Below are 21,044 nucleotides of genomic sequence, written 5' to 3' on the forward strand. Positions count from 1 at the left end.
CGCAGGCCCGACACCATATGCTGGAAGAAGAACCAGCTGAGGCCGATCATCACCAGATAGCCGAGCGGCGAAGTAGCGCACCGGACGAAGACGGCATAGGCTTCCGGCCCGATGGCCGCCGCCATCAGCCACCATACCAGCCCCAGCGCCCCCGCTGTGGCAAGGCCGTTGCCGGTGACGCGATGCACGATGGAGACCGCCATGTGCGGGCCCCATTTCCAGATCGTCAAATGCGGCGAGAGCGGCCGGCTGTTGGTTCGCGCCATGTCTAACCCTGTCCTGAATGCTGTCCCGTTGAGTCCCGTCCCCTTAGGCATGTAAGCGCCCAAGGGCAAGACGCCCGCGGGTGCCTATAAAACCATGTCGGAAAAGCCGCCACGCATAAGAAGTGATTAACCAGAAGGCCGTATGACCGACGCCGTTCATCGGAGTCATCCCAGCGACAGGGGTTTTTGCTTTCATGTTGTCCTCCTTGCCGTCCAGCCAGCACGCGCAGTTTCTGGCCAACCTCGATCCGGCGGGCAATCTTGCGCGCGAGGTCGGCGAAATCGGGGCTATCATCCTGCCGGACCTGCCCCGTATCAGCGCCGCTTTCTATGACACCTATATGCGCGACACAGGTCTGGACCGGCAACTCGATGCCGCTGTGCTGGACCGGATCCGGCATGAAACAGACGATTATGTCCGGCAGAAGCTGCTCCATTTCCGCGACGGCCGTTGGGCGGAATCGGCGGCCGATTGCGTGCGACATGCCCGCAAGCACGGGGTCGCGGTCGAGTCTGTGCTGCGCGCCGTCGCCGCGTCCAACGACTGCATCCTCGCGATCCTGTGGGAAAAGGACGATTCGGATAGGAACGATTTCCGCCGCCTGACCGGCGCGATGCTGAAGCTGGGAATGCTCGATGCCGGGTTCATGAGCAACGTGCTGGCGCAGGATCAGGCCGACATTCAGCGGGTCGAACGCCAGCGTTACGGCACGCTGTTCGAGCAGCGGATCGTAGAGGAGATCGACGGCGCATCGAAGCTGGGCGAATCGCTGCGGGAGCAGGCGAAGGACGCATCCGCCGCGACGCGCGGAATGCTGGGCAAGGCGTCGGAAGTCGCCGCCGCCGCCGAACAGTCCGCCATCGCCATGCGCGAAGCCGCGCGCACATCCGCCGGGCTGATCCGCGCGATCGAGGACGCTCGCACCGAAGTCGAAAGCGCCGCCGAAGTGGCTCAGCGCGCTTCCGCCCAGTCGGGCGAGGCGGTCACCATGTCGGCCACGCTGTCGGAACATGCCAAGTCGATCGAATCGATCCTGGGCCTGATCCGCGACATTGCGGGGCAGACCAACCTGCTTGCGCTCAATGCCACCATCGAAGCGGCGCGCGCGGGCGATGCCGGGCGCGGCTTTGCCGTCGTCGCGCAGGAGGTAAAGAGCCTTGCCAACCAGACCGCACGCGCGACCGACGAGATCGCGGGCAAGATCGCCGATATCCAGGCATCGACCCGCCAGTCGGTCGAAACCAACGAGCGCATCCGCGATACCGTGGGCGAGGTAAAGGCCAGCGCCGAACGCATCCGCCATGCGATGGACGCGCAGGCGCAGACCGTGACGATGATCACCGCCGCCGTCGACGAAACCGCGCTCGCCGCCGATTCGATGTCCAGCACCATTTCCGCGATCCGGCAGGACACCGAAGTCGTCGCGTCGGAGATCGACCAGCTGGAACGCGGGTTCGTCAGCGTCGAGGGCAAGCTTGCCACCCTGCGCCATGCGTCGTCGGACTTCGGACGACAGGTCGCTTGATTCGCCTTCTCCCGCAGTCGCTTCCCCTGCCCTGCCCGCTGCTCTAAAGGCGTCGGCATGACCGAAGATGCCGCGCCGGCGCAAAGCTGGAAAGTCACTCTGCCCTGTACCCGTGCCGAAGCCGAAGCGCTGGACGGCGACATCGCCGCCTTTGCGCTGATGGACCATCCCCCCGTCCTGATGACGAGCGAGGCGGATGAGGATGGCGGGGTCTGGCGGCTGGACGCCTATTTCGAGGGGCGGCCCGGCCCTGCCGCCATTCGCCTGCTCAAGACGCTGGTGCCGAGCGCGGCGGGGACGAAACCGCAGGTCGAGGCGCTGCCCGACGAGGATTGGGTGACGATGAGCCAGCAGGGGCTGGAACCCGTCACCGCCGGTCGTTTCCACGTCCGCAATATCGAAAGCGATCCGCTGCTGCCGGGCCATGTCAATCTGCTGATCGAAGCGGGGCGCGCCTTTGGCACCGGGCAACATGAAACGACCGCAGGCTGCCTGTCGATGCTGGACCGGATGCGGCGGGTCGGTATGCGGTTCCGCAATGTCGCCGACATCGGCACCGGAACCGGGCTGCTCGCCTTCGCGGCGCTGACGCTTTGGCCGCGCGCCTATGCCATCGCGTCCGATATCGACCCCGTGGCCGTCGCGATCAGCGCGGACAATGCCCGCGCCAACGGCGTCGCGTTGGGTGACAGGGCGGGGCAGTTGGCGCTGGTGACGGCGGCGGGGGCGGATCATGTCGCGCTGACGGGTCGCGCGCCCTACGACCTCCTCATTGCCAACATCCTTGCCGGACCGTTGATCGAACTGGCCCCGTCGCTGTGCGCGCTGGTTGAGGAAGGCGGATCGGTCGTGCTGGCGGGCCTGCTGAACGAACAGGCGGACGCGGTGATCGCGGCCTATCGGCGGCAAGGAATGCGCCTCGCCGAACGCAGCGACCGGGGCCACTGGCCAACGCTGCATCTGCGCAAGCGGCCCGCCATCGGATGGAAGCGTCCGCGCCGGATCGACCGGGCGGCGCGAGGCGAAGCGCCCGGATTCGGCAGTATCTGAGACAGCGAAGGAGACAGCAGATGGCAATGACGCGACAGGTGATCGTAGAGACGATCGACGGTGCGCCGTTCGAGAACGTCGCGGTGTTCGACGATGCGTCGACCGGGCCGCTTCCCGGCGTGCTCCTTTTCCCCAATGTGCTGGGCACCAAGGAAGCCGACTTCGCCTATGCGGAAAGGGTCGCGGCGCTGGGCTATGCCGTGCTGGTCGCAGACGTCTACGGCCAGGGCAAGCGGACCGGTCGGGACGATCCCGATATGGGTCGGTATATGAGCGAACTGAACGCGGATAGGGCACTGATGCGGGACCGGGTGGTCGCCGCGCTCGGCTGGCTCAAAGCGCTGCCTGCGGCGGACGCGGGGCGTACCGCCGCAATCGGTTTCTGCTTCGGGGGAAAATGCGTGCTGGACCTCGCCCGGTCGGGTGCAGAGTTTGCAGGCGGCGTCAGTTTCCACGGCGTCTATGACGCGCCGCCCTTCCCGCACGGCTCCATCGCGGCCAAGCTGCTCATCTGCCATGGCTGGGACGATCCTATCGCTCCGCCAGAGGCCACGGTCGCGCTGGCGCGGGAACTGACGGGGGCGGGGTGCGACTGGCAGATCCACGCCTATGGCCATACCGGCCACGCCTTTACCGACCAGGCTGTCCACATGCCCGAAAAAGGACTTGCCTACAGCCCCGACGCCGACCGGCGCAGCTTTCGCGCGATGGCGGATTTCCTGAGCGACCTGTTCTAACCGACGCCGTTCAGCGCGCGGGGATGCGGCGGGCGCTCGCCAGATGGTGGGCGTGGGTGATGGCGACGGCGAGCGCGTCGGCAGCGTCCGGCCCGGCGATCTTCGCGCCGGGGAGGAGCCGCTGCACCATCGCGTGCACCTGATCCTTCGACGCGTTGCCGACGCCCACGACCGATTTCTTGACGAGGCGGGCGGCATATTCGCCCACTTCCATGCCCGAGCGGGAGGCGGCCAGCAGCACGACGCCGCGCGCCTGCCCCAGCTTCAGCGTCGATTGGGGATTGACGTTCACGAACACCTCCTCGACCGCCGCGCCATCGGGCCGGTGTTCGAGGATGAGGTCGGTGAGCGCCAGATCGATGGCGAGCAGGCGCGTCGCCAGCGCCATGTCGGCATCGGTCTTGATCTGGCCGTTGCCGATATGGGCCAGGCGGTTGCCGTCCGCCGAGATGAGACCCCAGCCGGTCGTGCCGAGACCGGGATCGAGACCGAGGAGGATCATGCGCAGGTCCCCTCCCCTCGCGGAGAGGGAGCGACGGTCAACCCAGCTTCTCCATTACTGCGTCGGACACTTCGTAATTGCCCCAGACGGTCTGGACGTCGTCGTCATCCTCCAGCACGTCCACCAGCTTGAGCAGGGTGGCGGCGTTGCTTTCGTCGACTTCGACCGTGGTGGTGGGCTTCCAGGCGAGCTTGGCACTGTCGGCCGCGCCGAGCTTGCCTTCCAGCGCCTTGGCGACTTCGTGGAGCGCGTCCATCGCGGTCCAGATCTCATGCTCGTCCTCGTTGGAGGCGACATCGTCCGCGCCCGCTTCCAGCGCCGCTTCGAACACCGCGTCGGCATCGCCCGCGCCCGCCGGATAGGTGATGAGGCCAAGCCGCTCGAACCCGTGGCTCACCGCACCCGATGCGCCCAGATTGCCGCCATTCTTGGAGAAGGCGGTGCGGATGTTGGTGGCGGTGCGGTTGCGGTTGTCGGTCAGCGCCTCGACGATGATGGCGACGCCGCCGGGGCCGTAGCCTTCGTAGCGGACCTCTTCGTAATTCTCCATGTCGCCGCCCGACGCCTTGTCGATCGCGCGCTGGATATTGTCCTTGGGCATGGACTGGGCCTTGGCCGCGTTGACCGCCAGGCGCAGGCGTGGGTTCATGTCCGGGTCGGGCATCCCCATCTTGGCCGCCACGGTGATTTCGCGGCTCAGCTTGGAGAACATCGAGGAGCGCTTCTTGTCCTGCGCGCCCTTGCGATGCATGATGTTCTTGAATTTGGAATGGCCGGCCACGGCCTTCTCCTGACATATTTGTGGAAACCGAAGCGCGCTCTCTAGCGAGCGTGCCCCGATCCCGCAACGGCCAGCTTCCCGATCAGTAAATGATCGCGGAGTTCGAGGCCGCGATCAATAAATGATCGCGGTGCCCGATGCCGACACCATCAGCATCGATCCGTTCTGGCCGATCACCTCATAGTCGAGATCGACGCCCACCACGGCGTTGGCGCCGAGGGTCGCCGCCCGCATCCGCATTTCGCCCAGCGCCTGATCGCGGGCGCGCTGGAGCACATCCTCATAAGCGCCCGACCGCCCGCCCACGATGTCGCGGACACTGGCGAAAAGGTCGCGGAACAGGTTCGCACCCACGATCACCTCTCCGGTGACGACCCCGAGATACTCCTTCGCGGGCTTGCCCTCCAGACGGCTGGTGGTGCTGACGATGATATCGGCCATGGGCGCTATCCTTTATGTTCGAATGTATTCGAAACGTTATTCCATGCCGAGCGCGGACAGGTAGGTCTGGAGGATCGCCTCCATTTCCTGCCGGTCGTGCGGCTGCATCTTCCGCAGGCGGATGATCTGGCGCATGATCTTGGGATCGTAGCCGGTGGCCTTCGCCTCCAGATACACGTCCTTGATATCGTCGCCGATGCCCTTCTTCTCTTCCTCCAGCCGCTCGATGCGCTCGATCAGAAGCCGCAGCTGGTCGGCGGCGACGTTGCCCTCGCTCATTGTCTTGTCTCCATATGTGAATCGGGTTGGCGCACGCCTCTAATGATTGTCGGCGTTCTTCGCCACACTCTCCTTCATGCGGGCGAGCTGTTCGGGGGTCGCTTCGCCCTGATGCTGCGCCTTCCATTGCGGGAACGGCATGCCGTGGACGATTTCGCGCGCCTCCTCGCGAGTCAGGGTGCCGTCGGCCTCCGCCACCCAGTCGGCCAGGCAATTGCGGCAGAAACCCGCCGTGCCCATGAGGTCGATGTTCTGCACGTCCGTGCGATGCTGCAAATGCGCGACGAGGCGGCGGAAGGCGGTTGCAGCGACCGCGTCTGTGAGTATGGTGTCGGCCATTGGCGGGAGAGCCCTTTCGCTAAAAATACATCATCCTGTCGTGCAGCACGGATAACCCATAACGACGCACTGGCAAGGCCATGAAGGCCGGGCCGGCGACGATCAAGACGGTCAGGAGAAACCATGACGAAGTTACCGCCCCGCTCGCGCAAGGTCCGCATCCTTGCGACCCTGGGCCCTGCGAGCGACAGCGCCGAGATGATCCGGGCGCTGTTCGTGGCCGGAGCCGATGCGTTCCGCATCAATATGAGCCACGGCTCGCATGAGGATCATGCCCGGCGCATCGCCACGATCCGCGCGCTGGAAAAGGAATTTCATCGCCCCACGACCATCCTGGGCGACCTGCAAGGCCCCAAGCTGCGCGTCGGCACGTTCGACAAGGGGCTGGCAATCCTGGAAGTCGGCGCGCCCTTTGCGCTGGATCGGGACGAAACGCCGGGCGACGCGCGCCGCGTCAACCTGCCCCACCCGGAAATCTATGCCGCGCTGATGCCCGACACGCGGCTGCTGCTCGACGACGGCAAGCTCGTGCTGCGGGTGAAGGCGGTCAGCGACACCCGGATCGACACGGTGGTCGAAGTGGGCGGCGCACTGTCCAACCGAAAGGGCGTCAACGTTCCCGACGTGGTGGTGCCCGTGCCCGCCCTGACCGACAAGGACCGGCGCGACCTGAGCTTCGCGATCGAACAGGGTTGCGACTGGATCGCATTGAGCTTCGTGCAGCGGCCCGAGGACCTGGCCGAAGCGCGCAAGCTGATGGGCGGGCACGGGGCGCTGATGGCCAAGATCGAAAAGCCCTCGGCCGTCCAGCGGCTGGAGGAGATCGTCGAACTGGCCGACGGCGTCATGGTGGCGCGCGGGGATCTGGGCGTCGAACTGCCGCCGCATGCGGTGCCGCCGCTTCAGAAGCAGATCGTCGCCACCGCGCGGCGGCTGGGGCGTCCGGTGGTGGTCGCTACGCAGATGCTCGAATCGATGATCAAGTCCCCCTCCCCCACGCGCGCCGAAGTGTCGGACGTGGCGACGGCGGTGTATGACGGGGCGGACGCGATCATGCTGTCGGCGGAGACGGCGGCGGGCGACTGGCCGGTCGAGGCGGTCAGCATGATGAACAGCATCGCCATCAGCGTCGAGCGCGATCCGGGCTATTTCGGGCGACTCCACTATACCGAGACGCTGCCCGATCCCACCACCGCCGACGCGCTTGCCGAAGCGGCGGGCGGTATCGTGTCGGTCGTGGGGGCGAGCGCGATCACCTGCTTCACCTCATCGGGCAGCACAGTGCGCCGCGTGGCGCGCGAGCGGCCCGCCGCGCCCATCCTGGCGCTGACGCCGCGGGACGATACCGCGCGCAAGCTGGGCATCACCTGGGGCGTCCACGCGGTGCGCACCAAGGATATCGGCAATTTCGAGGAGATGATCGGCAAAGCCCGGCGCATGGCGTTGCGCCACGGGATGGCGAACAAAGGCGGCAAGATCGTGGTGCTGGCGGGCGTGCCGTTCGGAACGCCCGGATCGACCAACGTCATCCACGTCGCGGCGATACGCGGGGACGAATTGAAAGGCCGGGACGAAAATCCGAGCTTCTAAAGGCGTAAGGGACCGGGCGGCCAGCGTCGCCCGGCCCGAGCGCGCCCCACACGAAAAGCGCCCGATCCGGCGATCGGGCGCTTTTCGCATTGTCACAGGACCGCTGCCGCCGAAGCGGCGCGCTGCGTTCAGCCCTGGCGGGCCTTGAAGCGGCGGTTGGTCTTGTTGATCACATAGGTGCGGCCGCGACGACGGATCACGCGGTTGTCCCGGTGGCGGCCCTTGAGCGACTTGAGCGAGTTGCGGATCTTCATGGCTATCGGCCTTTGATGAATCTGAATGTGTTCGGAAAATCGAAGCGCAGCCCCTATGGGCCGACACGGGTAAAGTCAAGGCCGCGAGGCGGCTTTTTACCCCCGTTCATCGTTCATGCAGCACATTCGTGGCTGAGACGTTGGAGGGAAACAAGAGGCCCGTGCCGTCATCCCGGCAAAGCCATAGTGGAGCGAATATCCATGTCGAAGCGCCTGATCCTTGCCGCCGTCCTTGCCCTTCCCCTCGCGGCCTGCGCCGCAGGGACGCCGCCGGTCGAGGTCACGCGGTTTCATGTCGACAATCCCGCCCGGTCGGGTACCGTTTCGGTCGAAGAGATGCCCGGCAACCCCGACGTCAGCCTGGAATTCCAGACCTATGCCGCAGCGGTGTCGAACGCATGGCAACGCGTGGGCTTCACCCCCGCAGCGGCGGGCGCGCAGAGCGACTATGTCGCGCTGGTGAGTTTCCGTCGCGGCTTCCGCCCGAGCGGCGTCGACCGCAGCGGCAATCCTGTCAGCGTGGGCGTGGGCGGCGGCTTTGGCGGGGGGAGCCGGGGCGGCAGCTTCGGCGGCCTGGGCCTGGGCGTCGGCATCAACCTGTCGGGCAAGCCCAAGGACATCGTGTCCACCGAACTGCAGGTGCAATTGCGTCGCCGGTCCGATTCGCAGACCATCTGGGAGGGCCGCGCGATGACCGAGGCCAAGCAGGGGTCGCCCGCAGCCCAGCCCGCCACCGCCGCGCAGAAACTCGCCGATGTGCTCATCGGGGGCTATCCGGGCGAATCGGGCCGCACTATGATCGTGAAATGAGCATCCATATTTCGAGCGGCTTCGACAGCGGCAACATCCGCGTCCTTTCCATCACCGACACGCCGGGCGGCAAAGTCCGCGCCGAACTGGAGATCGTGACCGATCGCCAGAGCGAGTTCTACCAATGGTTCCACTTCCGCCTCTCCAACGCGGCGGGGCGCGAGGTGGAACTGGCCATCGTCAATGGCGGAAAGTCCGCCTATCCCGACGGCTGGCCGGGCTATCGCGCGCGGGCGAGCGAGGATCGAGAAAACTGGTTTCTGACCGACACCGACTATGCAGACGGCACGCTGACGATCCGGCTGACGCCGGACAGCAATGCCGTCTGGATTGCCTATTTTGCGCCTTATTCGATGGAGAGGCATCACGACCTCATCGCCTGGGCCGCCAGCCAGCCGGGCGTCGCGCATCGCGAACTGGGGCTGACGATCGACGGCCAGCCGCTCGACCTGCTGACGCTGGGCGACGGGCCCAAGCAACTGTGGCTCTATGCCCGCCAGCATCCGGGCGAATCGATGGCGGAATGGTGGATGGAAGGCGCGCTGGAGCGCCTGTGCGACGAGCAGGACGCGGTCGCCCGGCTGTTGCGCCGGAAGGCGACGCTGCACCTTGTGCCCAACATGAACCCGGACGGCAGCCGGCGCGGCCACCTGCGCACCAATGCAGTGGGCGTGAACCTCAATCGCGAATGGCATGAGCCGACGATGGAACGCAGCCCGGAAGTAAAGCTGGTGCGCGACGCGATGGACGCGACCGGGGTCCATTTCGCGATGGACGTGCATGGCGACGAAGCGATCCCCGCCGTCTTCATCGCCGGGTTCGAGGGCATCCCCTCGATCACCGACAGGCAATTATCGCTCTATCACCGCTATCGCGACACGCTGGCCAGTCGCACGCCCGATTTCCAGACGCGCCTTGGATATGGCGTTGCGGGCGCGGGGAAGGCGAACCTGTCGATGTCGACCAATCAGGTCGCCGAACGCTTCGGCGCGGTGGCGATGACGCTGGAAATGCCGTTCAAGGACAATGACGACCTGCCCGACACCGATTACGGATGGTCGCCCGCCCGCTCCGCGCAGCTGGCCAAGGATTGCCTGGCCGTGCTGGCGGAGATGATCGACGACCTCTGACGGGCGCGGCGCTTACGCCCAGTCGAAGGCGAGCGGGGCTTCCTTGAAGGCGAAGCGGTCGAGATGGTCGGCGACGACCTGCTTGAACCGTTCGATATCGGCGTCCGGCGCGGGGTCCAGCATCACGACCAGCGCCTGCGCCTGAGCCTCCATGCGCAGCGCGCCCATGGGAAGGGCGATGGTACTGCTCTGAGCGTCGAAGGTCGCTTCGAACTTGTGGCTCCAATGCTTGGAAAGCTGCTGGAGGTAACGGCTGGCGTTGGCGGTGGGGACAGTGGCGGTCAGGGTCATGAATCAGAGCCTTTCGATCTTGTGTGCGGCCTCGTCGATCAGGGCGGCGACATCGAACAGGGTCTGTTCGTCCGCCCCCTCCTTTTCGAGACGGTTCTGGAGAGCGAAGCGCAAATTGTGCATCGCGCGGCGGACCGGACCGCCGTCCATGCGCTGCGCCTTCTGCGCCAGCGAGGCGAGGCGTTCCAGCGCCAGGTCCAGCGCGGGGCGGCGTTCCTCGATCCGGGCGCGACCGGCGTCGGTGATCGCGAAACGCTTGCGGCTGCCCTCACCCGGCTGCTCGGCGATCAGGTCCATGTCCGCGAGCAGGGTGAGCGTCGGATAGACGACGCCGGGGCTGGGCGCGTAAACCTCACCCGAAAGCGCCTCGATCGCGCGGATACAGTCATAGCCGTGACGCGGCTCGTCCGCGATCAGCTTGAGGAGGATGAGGCGCAGCGTTTCATTGTCGAAAAGGCGGCGCCGCCCGCCGCCGCGCCCGCCCCGGCCCCCGCCGCGCTCATCGTCGTCGGCAAAATCGGCGGAACGGGGACCGCCGCGACCGAAGCCGTGGGGAAAGGCGTATCGGCCATGGCCATGGCGGCTTTGGAAATTAGATGAGAATCGCATATCGGCATCTTTCATACATGTCATGATGCATGACGATATATCTTAGATAGTCTTACCGTCAAGGTTTACGATATATCTTTATCGTATTTTCGATCTAGAGGCTGGCGAAGTCGATGGGAGCGTGACGGTCGAGCGTGCGGCTCTGGTCCTCCAGCGGATATTTGAGGCCGCTGGCGCAGTTGAACAGGACCGCGCGCGAATCGCGATCGATCAGCCCCTCTTCCAAAGCGCGACGATAGGCGGCCAGCGTCGCGCCGCCCTCCGGGCAGAGCAGCAGGCCATCGTCCCGCGCCACGTCGCGCACCGCCGCCGCGATGGCTTCGTCGGAAACGGCCAGCGCCGCGCCGCCGCTTTCCCTGACCGCGCGCAGGATCAGGAAATCGCCCACCGCGCGCGGCACGCGGATGCCCGATGCGATGGTGTGGGCGTTCTCCCAACGCGGGGCGAATTCCTCCCCCGCCTCGAACGCGCGTACCATGGGGGCGCAGCCTTGAGCCTGCACCGCGAACATCCGGGGGCGTTTCGCGCCGATGAAGCCGATCTTCTCCAACTCGTCGAACGCCTTCCACATGCCGATAAGGCCGGTGCCGCCGCCGGTCGGGTAGAAGATCGCATCCGGCAGTTCCCAGTCCAGCTGTTCGGCCAGTTCGAGACCCATCGTCTTCTTGCCCTCGATCCGATAGGGTTCCTTGAGGGTCGAGAAGTCGAACCAGCCACGCTCTTTCGCGCCCTGGCCCACGATTGCGCCGCAATCGTCGATAAGGCCGTTGACCCGGTAGACGCGAGCGCCCTGCGCGGCGATTTCGCGGACATTCACTTCGGGTGTGTCGGCGGGGCAGAAGACGACCGCGTCCATCCCCGCAACCGCGGCATAGGCGGCGAGCGCCGCCCCCGCATTGCCGTTGGTGGGCATCGCGACTTCGCTTACGCCCAGTTCCTTCGCCATGGAGACGGCCATGACCAGACCCCGCGCCTTGAAGGAGGCAGTGGGCAAACGGCCCTCGTCCTTGGCGATCAGTTGCCCGCCCCCCAGCCGTGCAGCGGTGCGCGGCAGCGGGATGAGCGGGGTCGCGTTCTCGCCAAGGCTGACGATATTGGCCGTGTGGCGCACGGGAAGCAGTTCACGCCAGCGCCACAGGTCCATCGGGCGCCGGGCCAAAGCCTCCTTCGTCAAAGTGCGGCGAACACCGTCCAGATCGTAGCGCACGAGCAGCGGCCTGCCCGCCGCCGAAAGGCCGTGCAGCCGGTCCGCTTCATAACGCTCGCCCGTCAACGAGCATTCGAGATGAGTGACGAAGGTCTGGCGGTCTGCAGTGAGGTTGAGGTCGTGGCGCATGGAAATCCCGTTCGTTCCGATCCTGTCTGTCGCCCGCCCCTCCTGAAGGGAGAACAGGCTTCGACAGGTCGGCCCGAACGGGACGGAAATTTCAGTCCGGCTTCTTCGCCACGCTGACCATGGCGGGGCGCAGCAGGCGGTCCTTGATCATGTAACCGGCCTGCATCTCGACAAGGATGGTGCCGGGTTCGGCGTCCGCCGAGGGCACTTCCATCATCGCCTGATGCTTGTTGGGATCGAGCGGCTGGCCGACCGATTCGAGCCGGGTGATACCGTTGCGACCGAACACGCTCTCAAGCTCACGCCCGGTCGCTTCGAGGCCGACGACGAGACCCTTGAACTTTTCGTCCTCGCGCAGGTCGGCGGGGATCGTCGCGAGTGCGCGGCTGAGGTTGTCGGCAACCGACAGCATGTCGCGGGCGAACGCGGTCGCGGCATAGGCGCGCGCGTCGGCCAGTTCCTTTTCCAGCCTGCGGCGGACATTCTGGGTGTCGGCATGGGCATAGAGCACGTCCTGCTTCGCGGTCGCCAGCTCCGCTTCCAGCGCGGCGATACGGTCGACCGGCGCATCCGTGGCGGGTGCGGCGTCTTCGGGCAGGGTGTCAACGACTTCGGTGTTTTCGAGGTTCTTGTCTTCGCTCATCTCATCAATCTCGACAGCGTCTGTGCGGTGAAATCCACCATGGGGATCACCCGCGCATAGTTCAAGCGCGTGGGCCCGATCACGCCGACCACGCCGACGACCCGACCGTCCGCGCCACGGTAGGGGGCGGCTATGACCGAAGAACCCGACAGGGAAAAGAGCTTGTTTTCCGAGCCGATGAAGATTTTGGTCGCACTACCCGCCAACGCGCCGCGCAGAAGGTCGAGGATTTCCTGCTTGCCCTCCAGCTGTTCGAGCAGCTGGCGCGCGCGTTCGAGGTCGGCGGCGACGCCATCGTCGAGCAAGTGCGATTGACCGCGCACGATGAGGACGGGGCGGTCGTCGGCATCGTGGGACCATATGGCGAGGCCGCGCGCGATGAGCGCGCGCGCCGTGTGATCGAGCACGGTGCGTTCCGCTTCCATCTCTCGCGTCAGCGCTTCGCCCGCCTCGCGCAGCGTGAGGCCGCCGAAGCGCGCGGACATGAAGTTGGCAGCTTCGTTCAGAGCCACGGGGCTGACGCCCTCGGGCAAATCGAGCACGCGATTTTCGACAGATCCGTCCTGCCCCACCAGCACCGCGAGCGCCTGTCGCGCGTTCAGCGGGACGAAGCCGAACTGGCGCAGCACTGGCTCGCGTTTGGGCACCATGACGATGCCCGCGCACGCCGATAGGCCAGACAGCGTCGCGGTGGCGGCGGAAAGCGCTTCCTCTATGGGGCCGCTTTCAGCGATCCCGGCTTCGATCGCGCGCTGTTCCTCGGCCGAAGGTTCCGCAGCCTGCATCATGCCGTCGACAAAGAGGCGCAGGCCCGTTTCGGTCGGCATCCGCCCCGCCGACGTGTGCGGGGCCGCGAGCAGGCCCAGCTCCTCCAGATCCTGCATCACGTTGCGGATGGACGCGGGCGACAGGCTGAGCGACGCCATCTTGCTGATCGTGCGCGATCCCACCGGAAGTCCGGTGCCGAGATAATTCTCCACCACCAGGCGAAAGACATCGCGGGCACGATCGTTCAGTTCGGAAATCGGGATGACCGACATGATGCTTATGTAAGCAACGCGCAGGCGGCGCTCAAGGCGTTACCGCCTTGGGATTGAGCATAGACTGGATATCGAGAATTCTGGGGACCGCCGCGATGGCGACGCGCAGGCGGCCATGCTTCGCATCCATGCAGCCCGACTGATATTCCAGTTTGGTCGAAGGCTGGTCGGGCCGGGTCCATTCGATGACATAGGTCGGCATGTCGGTGGCGAAGCGATCGCAATCCTGCCCCTGTGCGATGCGCTTCGTCGATCCGGTGGCGGGGCGATGGGGCGCGAGGGTCGCGACCAGCCTGCGATATTGCGCGGTCGTCAGGGTGAAGCGCGTCGGCCCCGGAACCGAGGTGAAACGCTGCGGCTCCAGCAGGCCCGAACCGTCGGGCGAAACCTGCAAAGTGTAGGTGGGACACGCGCCAAAGCAGCGCCCGGCGGTGAAGCGAATGACGTCACCCGGCGCCTTGGGCGGCTCAAGTCCGTCCTCCTTCGCGGCGCAGCCCGCCAGAGCCAGCACGCCCAGCGCGACTATTATTTCTCTCTTCATACCGCTTCTTATCTTCGTCGAGGCGTTCTGCCCACTGGCAAGTGAGACGATCGGACGCTAAGCGCCGTCCCTTGATCGTTTCGGAGTAACCCTTATGCGTCCTTCCGGCCGCGCGCCCGACCAGATGCGCGACATCACCATGGAGCCCGGCTTCACCATCCATGCCGAAGGCAGCTGCCTCGTCAGCTTCGGCGATACGCGCGTGCTGTGCACCGCTTCGGTGGAGGAAAAGGTGCCTCCCTTCCTGCGCGGCAAGGGATCGGGCTGGGTCACGGCGGAATATGGCATGTTGCCGCGCGCGACCCATACGCGCGGCAGCCGCGAGGCCGCAAAAGGCAAGCAGTCGGGGCGGACGCAGGAAATCCAGCGTCTGATCGGGCGGTCGCTGCGCACCGTGGTGGACTTAAAAGCGCTGGGCGAGCGGCAGATCGTGGTCGATTGCGACGTGATCCAGGCCGATGGCGGCACGCGCACGGCGGCGATTTCCGGCAGTTGGGTGGCGCTGCGCATCGCGGTGAACAAGCTGATGGCCAGCGGCGCGCTGACGCAGGACCCGATCGTCCAGAAGGTCGCGGCGATCAGCTGCGGCATCTACAACGGGACGCCGGTGCTCGACCTCGACTATGCCGAGGACAGCAATGCGCAAACCGACGCAAACCTCATCCTGACCGGCGACGGCAAGTTCGCCGAAGTGCAGGCGACCGCCGAGGGTGCAGCCTATGACGAGGAAGAACTGCTGCGGCTGCTGCGTCTGGCGCGGATCGGTTGCGCAAAGATCTTCGCGGCGCAGGACGCCGCAGTGCTCGGCGCTGCGGGGCGTTGAGCCATGAGTGACGATTTCGGACAGGAACAGGCGATCCGCAAGCTGGCGCCGGGTAAGCTGGTGATCGCCAGCCACAATGCGGGCAAGGTGCGAGAGATCGCCGCCCTGCTCGGCCCCTATGGCATCGAGCCGGTATCCGCGGGAAGCCTGGACCTGCCCGAACCGGAAGAAACGGGCACGACCTTCGTCGCCAATGCCGAGCTGAAGGCGATGCAGGCGGCCGATCTTTCGGGCCTGCCCGCCCTGGCTGACGATTCGGGTCTGTGCGTCGAAGCGCTGGGCGGCGATCCGGGCCTGTTTTCTGCGCGCTGGGCCGGGCCGGAAAAGGATTTCGGGCTGGCGATGCGCAAGGTCTGGGAAGGCATCGAGGCCAAGGGGCCGGACGCAGGCCGTGGCGCGCATTTCATATGCGCGCTGGCGCTGGCGTGGCCGGACGGGCATGTCGAAGCGTTCGAAGGTCGGGTCGACGGCACGCTGATATGGCCGCCACGCGGCGAAAACGGCTTTGGCTACGATGCGATGTTCCAGCCGCACGGGCACGACATCAGCTTCGGCGAGATGGACCCCGACGCCAAACATGCCATGAGCCATCGCGCCGACGCCTTCGCCAAGCTGGTGGCGGCGGTCTTCTGAACGCCCCGCCCCCGCAGGGCACGCCATGGTGAGCGAGCGCGGCAGGATCGCTTGCCGCGCCGAATCGGTTTAGGGATGCCCATATCATGTCCATCGCTTCCCGCCCGCTGACGCACGACGACGAACCGCAAGCGCTCTATATCCACTGGCCCTTTTGCGTCTCCAAATGCCCCTATTGCGACTTTAACAGCCATGTGCGCGACCAAGTGGATGTCCCGGCGTGGGAAGCGGCGCTGCTTGCCGACATGGCGCATGAGGCGGGGCTGACCGGCAAACGGGCGTTGTCGTCCATTTTCTTCGGCGGGGGCACCCCGTCGCTGATGCCCCCTGCCCTCGTCGAAACGCTGATCGGCGCGGCGGAGCGGCTTTGGGGATTTTCTCCCGATATCGAGATCACGCTGGAGGCGAACCCCAATTCGGTCGAAGCGGCGCGCTTTGCCGATCTGGCGGCGGCGGGCGTCAATCGCGTGTCGCTGGGCTTGCAGGCGCTGGACAATGACGCGCTGCATTTCCTGGGGCGGGCGCATGACGTGGACGAGGGACTGGCCGCGCTCGACACCGCACAGGGCGCGTTCGTGCGTGTGAGCTTCGACCTGATTTATGCCAGGCCGGGGCAGAGCGAGGCGGATTGGGAAGCGGAACTGGCGCGCGCGCTGGCGTTCGGGACCGGTCACCTGTCGCTCTACCAGCTGACGATCGAGCCGGGAACGCGGTTCGCCACATTGGTGGCGCAGGGCAAGCTGACGCCTGCTGACCCCGATCATGGCGCAACTCTCTCTGAATTGACGCAGGCGATGACGGGGGCGGCGGGAATCCCGGCCTACGAAATTAGCAATCACGCGCGCGCCGGGGAACAGAGTCGCCACAATCTGACCTATTGGCGCTATGGCGACTATGCGGGCATCGGGCCGGGGGCGCATGGGCGGCGCGGGGGTTTGGCGACACTGCGCCATCGCAAGCCGGAGAATTGGCTGAACGGTATCGACCGCAACGGCCATGGCATCCAGAGCGAAGAACCGCTGTCCGCGATCGACCTCGCGCGCGAAGCTTTGCTGATGGGCTTGCGGCTGCATGAGGGCGTGGACCTGACCCGCATCGCGAAAGCGAGCGGGATCGCCAGCGACCGCCTGCTCGATCGGGCAGCGGTGGAGCGGCTTGCCGGAATGGGCTTCATCGTCCGCTCCGGCGAACGGGTCCGGGCGACGGCGGCGGGCATGTTGCTGCTCGACGCCATTCTACCGGACATCGTTGCGATATAGAACACCGTCCAACCCCATCGACAGAGATGCCCTAGTCGCTCTCGTCCCGCAGGTTCGCGATGGAACGGTCGATCCCGCGCAGCGCCTGCGCACGGGCATATTCGGGCATCGCCATGTTCGCGGCGATCTTTGCCCGGGCGGCGCGCAGGCCGTCGAGCGCACCTACCTGAGCGGCGCGTTCCGCGCGCGCGCCGGCTAGTTCGGCCTGGCGCTCCGCCCGCTCGGCCGCTCTTTCGGCAAGCCGGGCCTGCCGTTCAGCCTGCGCTTCGGCATAGGCGCTCTGGCGTTCCGCACGGTCCGCCGCCCTTTCCGCAAGCCGGGCCTGGCGTTCCGCACCGGCGGCGCAGATGCGCACGCGCACATGCCTGCGTCCGCTGCCATCGATATATTCGTGACGGGTAGTGCCGCCGCTGTCGCCTTCGCACCCCTCGCGCACGTCGACCACCGGCACCATGCGCGCGATCGTCGCGGCGGATGGGATGGGATGGGTTTCCGTGCGCCCATCGGCATAGGTGACGGTCAAACCGTCCTTGCCGGACTGCACGACCGGCGGCGCGGGTGGGACGGGCGCGATCATGTCGGCGGCGGGCGCGATGGGAGCGGCAGGTGCGCCGACGGACGGCCAAGCCGACGCTCCAAGCGTGGTGGGCTTGGCGGGACGGGCGGGTGCGCTTGGCACGGCGGGCGTTTCGGAGGCACGGGCTGCGGCGGCCGGGTGGACGACGAGGTCGGACAGACGCGCGAAGTCGGCGGTTTCGACCCGGTCGGTGATGGCCGCCATCTGCTGCGCGGCGCGGCTGCCCGAAGCAGTCAGCGCAAGGCCGGTGGCCGTTACGAGTGCGACTGCGGCCATGCCCCAGCTGATGCGGCGCAACGACATATCGTGGTTCGAAAGCATTTTCAGCCTCCCTTTCAAGGCGGTGATGCGGGTGAGGTGGCAAGCGCCGGCGAATTGCCGTCCACCCGCCGCCTTCAGGATGGCGCGGCCATAGGCATGGGCCTGATCGCGACCATAGAGGCCAAGGACACGCGCGTCGCAGGCGGTTTCCTGGTCGGCGCGATAGGCACGGTAGGCGATCCACGCGACCGGATTGCACCAGTGGACGGCGAGTAGCAGCAACGCGATCATGTTGGCGGCCAGATCGCCGCGTTCATGATGCGCGCGCTCGTGCGCGATCGCCATGTCCTGTTCCAGAGGATCGTAGCGGAGCGCGAAATCGGTGGGCAGCACGATGAAGGGGTGCAGCACGCCGAACGCGAGCGGCCCCGATGCGTTGGGACTGGCGATGATGCGAACGCGCCCGTCCTGCCCCAAATCCGTCGCCCCCCTCAACATATGGCGGCGGAAGCGCACATAGCCGACCGCCTGAACGCCGAGGAAAGCGACGATGCCCATCAGCCACAGCGTGATGGCAATCTCCAGCCACGGCATGGCGGTGTCCGCGACGGGCGTCGCCATCGCCGCGGGTTGCACCGCCAGCAGCGACGGCAGCCCCGCCTGATCGACCGCGACATGCAGCGGCGAGGGATCGACATCGTCCGGCAATGCGGGCAGCAGCGCGCGGGCGAGCGGCAGCGCCCAGAGGAGGTAGGCCGCGCCTGCCCCCAGCCACCGCGCCACAGGTCGCCGCACCATCATCACCAGCGCCATCAGCAGGGTCGTGGCGATCAGGGTTTCGGCGATCCAGACGCTCATGATTTCAGCCCCTTCAGGATTTGCTCAAGCTCCGCGATATCGTCCGCCGTCAACTGATCCTGTTGCGCCAGCTGCGCCACCAGCGGCGATACGCGCCCGCCGAACAAGCGATTGACGAGCCGCCCGGATTCGCTCGCGACATAATCGTCGCGCCGCACCAACGGGCGATAGAGGAAACGGCGTCCATCCTGCTGGGCGGCGATGGCATCCTTCCCCATCAGGCGAGACAACAGGGTCTTGACTGTCTGGAGGCTCCAGTCGCGGGTGGTGGCGACGCGGTCGGCAACATCGTTGGCGGTCTGGGGCGACTGTTCCCACAGCGCCTCCATCACCACCAGTTCCGCCTCGCTGATCTTCTCGCTCACTTTGGATATACGCCTGATTCGGGTTGAACGACTACAGCTGTAATCGCATCGATTACGGCCGTAGTCAACAGACCGGCAGACATGAAAAAAGGGCGCCCCGAAATGCCGGGCCGCCCTTCATCGTTCGCACGGAATTGCGCGATCAGTTCGCCGCAGCGACGCCCTGATCGGTCATCAGTTGCTGAAGTTCACCCGCCTCGTACATCTCCATCATGATGTCGCTGCCGCCGACGAATTCGCCCTTCACATAGAGTTGCGGGATCGTCGGCCAGTCGGAAAAGGCCTTGATCCCCTGTCGCACGGCCTGATCCTGCAACACGTCGACCGTGTCGTAGGCAATGCCCAGATGCTCCAGGATCGCGATGGCGCGGCTGGAAAAGCCGCACTGGGGGAAAAGCGGCGTACCCTTCATGAAAAGCACTACGTCATGGGCGTTGACGATGTCGGCGATGCGCTGATGCACGGCGTCGGTCATGTTCGAAAATCCAATCTGTCCTGTCGTCGCCGGCGGCGCGCGACCTTGTCTTGTCGATTAATTGGGAACGGCGGTGGTGAGTTGCAAGGCGTGGAGCACGCCCCCCATCCGTCCGCCGAGCGCCGCATAGACCGCGCGTTGCTGTGCCACGCGGGTCATGCCACGGAAGCTTTCAGCCACGACCCGCGCGGCATAATGGTCGCCATCCCCGGCAAGGTCGGTGATCTCGACCTGCGCATCGGGGATCGCGGCGCGGATCATGTCCGCGATATCGTCTGCTGCCATCGGCATCGGTGCGGCGCGCCCTTATTCGATGAACATACGGCGGGCGATCACTGCCTGCTCGTCGAGCGCGGCGCGCACGCCCGCTTCGTCGATGTCGACGCCCGCCTGCGTCATGTCGCCCAGAAGCTTGCGAATGACATCCTCATCGCCCGCTTCCTCGAAATCCGCCTGCACCACCGCCTTGGCATAGGCGTCGCTTTCCTCCGGCGTCAGGCCCATCCTGGCCCCTGCCCATTCGCCCAGCAACCGGTTGCGGCGCGCCTGGATACGGAATTCCATTTCCTGATCGTGGGCGAACATATTTTCGAACGCTTTTTCGCGATCGTCGAAGGTGGTCATGCGGTTGTGCCCTGTCCTGCTGCCGTGTTTCTATTCCGTGATAGGAACTGGCGGGCGTTTACGCAACGGCGGCAGGCACGAGCCATGGACGTTCCTGCGCCTGGGCGGCCTCATACCGGTCGATCACGTCCGCCTCACCCAGCGTCAGGCCAATTTCGTCCAGGCCGCCGAGCAGGCAGTGCTTGCGGAAGGCGTCGATCTCGAAAGAAAAACGGTCCTGGAATTGCGTGGTGACGGTTTGCTGCTCCAGATCGATATGGATCGGATCGGTCTTCGCCACTTCGAGCAGACGATCCACCGCGTCCTGCGGCAGCACGACGGTCAGGATGCCGTTCTTGAACGCATTACCCGAAAAAATGTCGGAAAAGCTCGGCGCGATCACGACCTTGATGCCGAGGTCGGCGAGCGCCCATGCGGCGTGCTCGCGGCTCGAACCGCAGCCGAAATTGTCGCCCGCGATCAGGATCGGGCTGCCCGCATAGCGGGGGTCGTCGAAGACGTTGCCCGGCTCCTTGCGCAGCACTTCGAACGCGCCGCGCCCAAGGCCCGAGCGGGAGATCGTCTTGAGCCAGTGCGCGGGAATGACGATGTCGGTATCGACATTTTTCATCCCGAACGGATAGGCGCGCCCTTCGACCGTCGTCAGCTTGTCCATCAGCCGATCTTCTTGACTTCCGTGGGCGGCGTATCCTCAGCCCGGCCCAGCGTAGCGGCCATGGCTGCGCTTGCCAGAGCGCCCAGCGTCAACAGCCAGAATATCTTCTTCATCGCGACGGCACCCCTTTGTCGTTGTTCAGCAATTCGCGCACATCCGTGAGCTTTCCGGTAATGGCGGCGGCGGCGGCCATGGCGGGCGAAACCAGATGAGTGCGCGATCCCGGCCCCTGACGGCCCATGAAATTGCGGTTGCTGGTCGAGGCGCAACGCTCGCCCGCGGGCACCTTGTCCGGGTTCATGCCAAGGCACGCAGAGCAGCCCGGCTCGCGCCATTCGAACCCCGCGTC

The 21,044-nt window shown here is 65.8% G+C and carries 29 protein-coding genes; 9 read left to right on the forward strand and 20 right to left on the reverse strand.

What is annotated here, in order from left to right; all coding sequences use genetic code 11:
- A partial coding sequence (gene sdhC, locus DI606_RS14885) for a succinate dehydrogenase, cytochrome b556 subunit (RefSeq protein WP_293984434.1) occupies positions 1 to 266 on the reverse strand: 266 nt, incomplete at its 3' end.
- A gap of 194 nt (positions 267 to 460) precedes the next feature.
- Here sdhC and DI606_RS14890 point away from each other — a divergent pair.
- Genes DI606_RS14890 through DI606_RS14900 form a run of 3 tightly spaced genes read left to right on the forward strand, consistent with a single transcriptional unit; the run spans position 461 to position 3,579 of the window.
- Positions 461 to 1,792 carry a methyl-accepting chemotaxis protein gene (locus tag DI606_RS14890; RefSeq protein ID WP_293984435.1) on the forward strand — a complete coding sequence of 444 codons (1,332 nt, stop codon included), beginning with the start codon at positions 461 to 463 and terminating at the stop codon, positions 1,790 to 1,792.
- Positions 1,793 to 1,849: 57 nt separating this feature from the next.
- Entirely contained in the window at positions 1,850 to 2,842 is a 993-nt protein-coding gene (locus DI606_RS14895; RefSeq protein WP_293984436.1) for a 50S ribosomal protein L11 methyltransferase, read from the forward strand.
- 20 nt (positions 2,843 to 2,862) lie between these two features.
- The gene (locus DI606_RS14900) at positions 2,863 to 3,579 is read left to right on the forward strand and encodes a dienelactone hydrolase family protein (RefSeq protein ID WP_293984438.1); all 717 of its coding nucleotides are present in this window, start codon (positions 2,863 to 2,865) and stop codon (positions 3,577 to 3,579) included.
- A gap of 10 nt (positions 3,580 to 3,589) precedes the next feature.
- Here DI606_RS14900 and ruvC read toward each other — a convergent pair whose 3' ends face one another.
- The 5 genes from ruvC to DI606_RS14925 all read right to left on the reverse strand — a co-directional run bounded on the left by ruvC (position 3,590) and on the right by DI606_RS14925 (position 5,921).
- Positions 3,590 to 4,081: a crossover junction endodeoxyribonuclease RuvC gene (gene ruvC, locus DI606_RS14905; protein ID WP_293984440.1), complete on the reverse strand. Its 492-nt coding sequence runs from the start codon at positions 4,079 to 4,081 to the stop codon at positions 3,590 to 3,592.
- A gap of 37 nt (positions 4,082 to 4,118) precedes the next feature.
- A complete protein-coding gene (locus tag DI606_RS14910; RefSeq protein ID WP_293984442.1) occupies positions 4,119 to 4,862 on the reverse strand; it encodes a YebC/PmpR family DNA-binding transcriptional regulator in 744 nt (247 codons plus the stop codon).
- A gap of 114 nt (positions 4,863 to 4,976) precedes the next feature.
- Positions 4,977 to 5,303, reverse strand: coding sequence for a heavy metal-binding domain-containing protein (locus DI606_RS14915; RefSeq protein WP_293984444.1), 327 nt, complete (start codon positions 5,301 to 5,303; stop codon positions 4,977 to 4,979).
- 36 nt (positions 5,304 to 5,339) lie between these two features.
- The gene (locus DI606_RS14920) at positions 5,340 to 5,582 is read right to left on the reverse strand and encodes a DUF2312 domain-containing protein (protein WP_183956410.1); all 243 of its coding nucleotides are present in this window, start codon (positions 5,580 to 5,582) and stop codon (positions 5,340 to 5,342) included.
- A gap of 39 nt (positions 5,583 to 5,621) precedes the next feature.
- Positions 5,622 to 5,921, reverse strand: coding sequence for a DUF1244 domain-containing protein (locus DI606_RS14925; protein WP_293984446.1), 300 nt, complete (start codon positions 5,919 to 5,921; stop codon positions 5,622 to 5,624).
- A 123-nt stretch (positions 5,922 to 6,044) separates the two neighbouring features.
- On the opposite strand from DI606_RS14925, the gene pyk reads away from it, so the two are divergent.
- Complete coding sequence (pyk, locus tag DI606_RS14930; protein ID WP_293984448.1) at positions 6,045 to 7,511, forward strand: pyruvate kinase; 1,467 nt, start codon at positions 6,045 to 6,047, stop codon at positions 7,509 to 7,511.
- A gap of 128 nt (positions 7,512 to 7,639) precedes the next feature.
- Here pyk and ykgO read toward each other — a convergent pair whose 3' ends face one another.
- The gene (ykgO, locus tag DI606_RS14935) at positions 7,640 to 7,765 is read right to left on the reverse strand and encodes a type B 50S ribosomal protein L36 (RefSeq protein ID WP_004210176.1); all 126 of its coding nucleotides are present in this window, start codon (positions 7,763 to 7,765) and stop codon (positions 7,640 to 7,642) included.
- A gap of 201 nt (positions 7,766 to 7,966) precedes the next feature.
- Between ykgO and DI606_RS14940 the strand changes: the two genes are divergently transcribed.
- Both DI606_RS14940 and DI606_RS14945 read left to right on the forward strand, forming a co-directional pair.
- Entirely contained in the window at positions 7,967 to 8,575 is a 609-nt protein-coding gene (locus DI606_RS14940) for a hypothetical protein (protein ID WP_293984450.1), read from the forward strand.
- Positions 8,572 to 9,705, forward strand: a complete 1,134-nt coding sequence (locus DI606_RS14945; protein ID WP_293984452.1) for a M14-type cytosolic carboxypeptidase — start codon at positions 8,572 to 8,574, stop codon at positions 9,703 to 9,705. The genes DI606_RS14940 and DI606_RS14945 overlap by 4 nt, the downstream gene beginning before the upstream one ends.
- A gap of 12 nt (positions 9,706 to 9,717) precedes the next feature.
- Here DI606_RS14945 and DI606_RS14950 read toward each other — a convergent pair whose 3' ends face one another.
- The 6 genes from DI606_RS14950 to DI606_RS14975 form a co-directional block, all read right to left on the reverse strand.
- The gene (locus DI606_RS14950; RefSeq protein WP_293984454.1) at positions 9,718 to 9,996 is read right to left on the reverse strand and encodes a DUF2218 domain-containing protein; all 279 of its coding nucleotides are present in this window, start codon (positions 9,994 to 9,996) and stop codon (positions 9,718 to 9,720) included.
- Positions 9,997 to 9,999: 3 nt separating this feature from the next.
- Complete coding sequence (locus DI606_RS14955) at positions 10,000 to 10,605, reverse strand: PadR family transcriptional regulator (RefSeq protein WP_293984456.1); 606 nt, start codon at positions 10,603 to 10,605, stop codon at positions 10,000 to 10,002.
- 94 nt (positions 10,606 to 10,699) lie between these two features.
- Positions 10,700 to 11,941 (reverse strand): threonine synthase, encoded by a 1,242-nt coding sequence (locus DI606_RS14960; protein WP_293984458.1) that lies wholly within the window; start codon positions 11,939 to 11,941, stop codon positions 10,700 to 10,702.
- A gap of 91 nt (positions 11,942 to 12,032) precedes the next feature.
- Positions 12,033 to 12,584, reverse strand: coding sequence for a nucleotide exchange factor GrpE (gene grpE / locus DI606_RS14965; RefSeq protein WP_293984459.1), 552 nt, complete (start codon positions 12,582 to 12,584; stop codon positions 12,033 to 12,035).
- Positions 12,581 to 13,624 (reverse strand): heat-inducible transcriptional repressor HrcA, encoded by a 1,044-nt coding sequence (gene hrcA, locus DI606_RS14970; protein ID WP_293984461.1) that lies wholly within the window; start codon positions 13,622 to 13,624, stop codon positions 12,581 to 12,583. Before hrcA ends, grpE begins: the two co-directional genes overlap by 4 nt.
- A 31-nt stretch (positions 13,625 to 13,655) precedes the next feature.
- Positions 13,656 to 14,165: a DUF6438 domain-containing protein gene (locus DI606_RS14975; protein WP_293984463.1), complete on the reverse strand. Its 510-nt coding sequence runs from the start codon at positions 14,163 to 14,165 to the stop codon at positions 13,656 to 13,658.
- Between the two features lie 94 nt (positions 14,166 to 14,259).
- Here DI606_RS14975 and rph point away from each other — a divergent pair, with 94 nt between their 5' ends.
- The 3 genes from rph (at position 14,260) to hemW (ending at position 16,880) form a co-directional block, all read left to right on the forward strand.
- Positions 14,260 to 14,988: a ribonuclease PH gene (gene rph, locus DI606_RS14980; RefSeq protein ID WP_293984465.1), complete on the forward strand. Its 729-nt coding sequence runs from the start codon at positions 14,260 to 14,262 to the stop codon at positions 14,986 to 14,988.
- Positions 14,989 to 14,991: 3 nt separating this feature from the next.
- Positions 14,992 to 15,621 (forward strand): RdgB/HAM1 family non-canonical purine NTP pyrophosphatase, encoded by a 630-nt coding sequence (rdgB, locus tag DI606_RS14985; RefSeq protein WP_293984467.1) that lies wholly within the window; start codon positions 14,992 to 14,994, stop codon positions 15,619 to 15,621.
- A gap of 86 nt (positions 15,622 to 15,707) precedes the next feature.
- Positions 15,708 to 16,880, forward strand: a complete 1,173-nt coding sequence (gene hemW, locus DI606_RS14990; RefSeq protein ID WP_293984469.1) for a radical SAM family heme chaperone HemW — start codon at positions 15,708 to 15,710, stop codon at positions 16,878 to 16,880.
- Between the two features lie 31 nt (positions 16,881 to 16,911).
- Here the strand turns inward: hemW and DI606_RS14995 are convergent, their stop codons facing one another.
- From DI606_RS14995 to DI606_RS15025, 7 genes are all read right to left on the reverse strand, one after another.
- Positions 16,912 to 18,576: a M56 family metallopeptidase gene (locus tag DI606_RS14995; RefSeq protein WP_293984470.1), complete on the reverse strand. Its 1,665-nt coding sequence runs from the start codon at positions 18,574 to 18,576 to the stop codon at positions 16,912 to 16,914.
- On the reverse strand, positions 18,573 to 18,941 hold the full coding sequence (locus DI606_RS15000) for a BlaI/MecI/CopY family transcriptional regulator (RefSeq protein ID WP_293984471.1): 369 nt from the start codon (positions 18,939 to 18,941) through the stop codon (positions 18,573 to 18,575). Before DI606_RS15000 ends, DI606_RS14995 begins: the two co-directional genes overlap by 4 nt.
- Before the next feature lie 142 nt (positions 18,942 to 19,083).
- Positions 19,084 to 19,416: a Grx4 family monothiol glutaredoxin gene (gene grxD, locus DI606_RS15005; protein WP_293984473.1), complete on the reverse strand. Its 333-nt coding sequence runs from the start codon at positions 19,414 to 19,416 to the stop codon at positions 19,084 to 19,086.
- A gap of 57 nt (positions 19,417 to 19,473) precedes the next feature.
- The gene (locus DI606_RS15010; protein WP_066700340.1) at positions 19,474 to 19,707 is read right to left on the reverse strand and encodes a BolA/IbaG family iron-sulfur metabolism protein; all 234 of its coding nucleotides are present in this window, start codon (positions 19,705 to 19,707) and stop codon (positions 19,474 to 19,476) included.
- Positions 19,708 to 19,722: 15 nt separating this feature from the next.
- Positions 19,723 to 20,040, reverse strand: coding sequence for a DUF1476 domain-containing protein (locus DI606_RS15015; protein WP_293984476.1), 318 nt, complete (start codon positions 20,038 to 20,040; stop codon positions 19,723 to 19,725).
- 58 nt (positions 20,041 to 20,098) lie between these two features.
- The gene (gene leuD, locus DI606_RS15020; protein ID WP_293984478.1) at positions 20,099 to 20,695 is read right to left on the reverse strand and encodes a 3-isopropylmalate dehydratase small subunit; all 597 of its coding nucleotides are present in this window, start codon (positions 20,693 to 20,695) and stop codon (positions 20,099 to 20,101) included.
- Positions 20,696 to 20,804: 109 nt separating this feature from the next.
- Positions 20,805 to 21,044 (reverse strand): aconitase family protein (locus DI606_RS15025; protein WP_293984480.1); only part of this gene is annotated, 240 nt, incomplete at its 5' end.

Origin of the sequence: Sphingobium sp. (genome assembly GCF_003248505.1) — a bacterium.
In the GTDB taxonomy this organism is placed as follows: Bacteria; Pseudomonadota; Alphaproteobacteria; order Sphingomonadales; family Sphingomonadaceae; genus Sphingobium.

Coding starts and splice junctions, on each gene's coding strand:
- DI606_RS14890 (WP_293984435.1), top strand. CDS start 461: ATGTTGTCCTCCTTGCCGTCCAGCCAGCACGCGCAGTTTCTGGCCAAC.
- DI606_RS14895 (WP_293984436.1), top strand. CDS start 1,850: ATGACCGAAGATGCCGCGCCGGCGCAAAGCTGGAAAGTCACTCTGCCC.
- DI606_RS14900 (WP_293984438.1), top strand. CDS start 2,863: ATGGCAATGACGCGACAGGTGATCGTAGAGACGATCGACGGTGCGCCG.
- ruvC (WP_293984440.1), bottom strand. CDS start 4,081: ATGATCCTCCTCGGTCTCGATCCCGGTCTCGGCACGACCGGCTGGGGT.
- DI606_RS14915 (WP_293984444.1), bottom strand. CDS start 5,303: ATGGCCGATATCATCGTCAGCACCACCAGCCGTCTGGAGGGCAAGCCC.
- DI606_RS14920 (WP_183956410.1), bottom strand. CDS start 5,582: ATGAGCGAGGGCAACGTCGCCGCCGACCAGCTGCGGCTTCTGATCGAG.
- DI606_RS14925 (WP_293984446.1), bottom strand. CDS start 5,921: ATGGCCGACACCATACTCACAGACGCGGTCGCTGCAACCGCCTTCCGC.
- pyk (WP_293984448.1), top strand. CDS start 6,045: ATGACGAAGTTACCGCCCCGCTCGCGCAAGGTCCGCATCCTTGCGACC.
- ykgO (WP_004210176.1), bottom strand. CDS start 7,765: ATGAAGATCCGCAACTCGCTCAAGTCGCTCAAGGGCCGCCACCGGGAC.
- DI606_RS14940 (WP_293984450.1), top strand. CDS start 7,967: ATGTCGAAGCGCCTGATCCTTGCCGCCGTCCTTGCCCTTCCCCTCGCG.
- DI606_RS14945 (WP_293984452.1), top strand. CDS start 8,572: ATGAGCATCCATATTTCGAGCGGCTTCGACAGCGGCAACATCCGCGTC.
- DI606_RS14950 (WP_293984454.1), bottom strand. CDS start 9,996: ATGACCCTGACCGCCACTGTCCCCACCGCCAACGCCAGCCGTTACCTC.
- DI606_RS14955 (WP_293984456.1), bottom strand. CDS start 10,605: ATGCGATTCTCATCTAATTTCCAAAGCCGCCATGGCCATGGCCGATAC.
- DI606_RS14960 (WP_293984458.1), bottom strand. CDS start 11,941: ATGCGCCACGACCTCAACCTCACTGCAGACCGCCAGACCTTCGTCACT.
- grpE (WP_293984459.1), bottom strand. CDS start 12,584: ATGAGCGAAGACAAGAACCTCGAAAACACCGAAGTCGTTGACACCCTG.
- hrcA (WP_293984461.1), bottom strand. CDS start 13,624: ATGTCGGTCATCCCGATTTCCGAACTGAACGATCGTGCCCGCGATGTC.
- DI606_RS14975 (WP_293984463.1), bottom strand. CDS start 14,165: ATGAAGAGAGAAATAATAGTCGCGCTGGGCGTGCTGGCTCTGGCGGGC.
- rph (WP_293984465.1), top strand. CDS start 14,260: ATGCGTCCTTCCGGCCGCGCGCCCGACCAGATGCGCGACATCACCATG.
- rdgB (WP_293984467.1), top strand. CDS start 14,992: ATGAGTGACGATTTCGGACAGGAACAGGCGATCCGCAAGCTGGCGCCG.
- hemW (WP_293984469.1), top strand. CDS start 15,708: ATGTCCATCGCTTCCCGCCCGCTGACGCACGACGACGAACCGCAAGCG.
- DI606_RS14995 (WP_293984470.1), bottom strand. CDS start 18,576: ATGAGCGTCTGGATCGCCGAAACCCTGATCGCCACGACCCTGCTGATG.
- grxD (WP_293984473.1), bottom strand. CDS start 19,416: ATGACCGACGCCGTGCATCAGCGCATCGCCGACATCGTCAACGCCCAT.
- DI606_RS15010 (WP_066700340.1), bottom strand. CDS start 19,707: ATGCCGATGGCAGCAGACGATATCGCGGACATGATCCGCGCCGCGATC.
- DI606_RS15015 (WP_293984476.1), bottom strand. CDS start 20,040: ATGACCACCTTCGACGATCGCGAAAAAGCGTTCGAAAATATGTTCGCC.
- leuD (WP_293984478.1), bottom strand. CDS start 20,695: ATGGACAAGCTGACGACGGTCGAAGGGCGCGCCTATCCGTTCGGGATG.